The organism is Pantoea sp. EKM101V, assembly GCF_011800325.1.
Lineage (GTDB): Bacteria > Pseudomonadota > Gammaproteobacteria > Enterobacterales > Enterobacteriaceae > Pantoea > Pantoea anthophila.
Genome location: NZ_JAALFP010000060.1, coordinates 1 through 203 on the forward strand (window position 1 = coordinate 1; position 203 = coordinate 203).

Consider the following 203-nt stretch of genomic DNA (forward strand, 5'->3'; position numbering starts at 1 on the left):
GCGGTGGTTGCCGACCGGGACGTCAATCTGCGGGCCGGGCGCGACGTGGAGATCGGCGCGGCGACCGAGACCGAGAGTCACTATCAGCTGGAAGAGAAGAAAAAGAGCGGCCTGCTGGGCAGCGGCGGCATCGGCTTCACCGTCGGCAAACAGTCAACCCGCCATGAAATCGATGAGAAGGGCACCACCCAGAGCCAGAGCAT

General features: G+C 64.0%; 1 protein-coding gene. It reads left to right on the forward strand.

Annotated elements, in window-relative coordinates; genetic code table 11:
• A partial coding sequence (locus tag HFD92_RS21630; protein WP_167429682.1) for a hypothetical protein occupies window positions 1–203 on the forward strand: 203 nt, incomplete at both ends.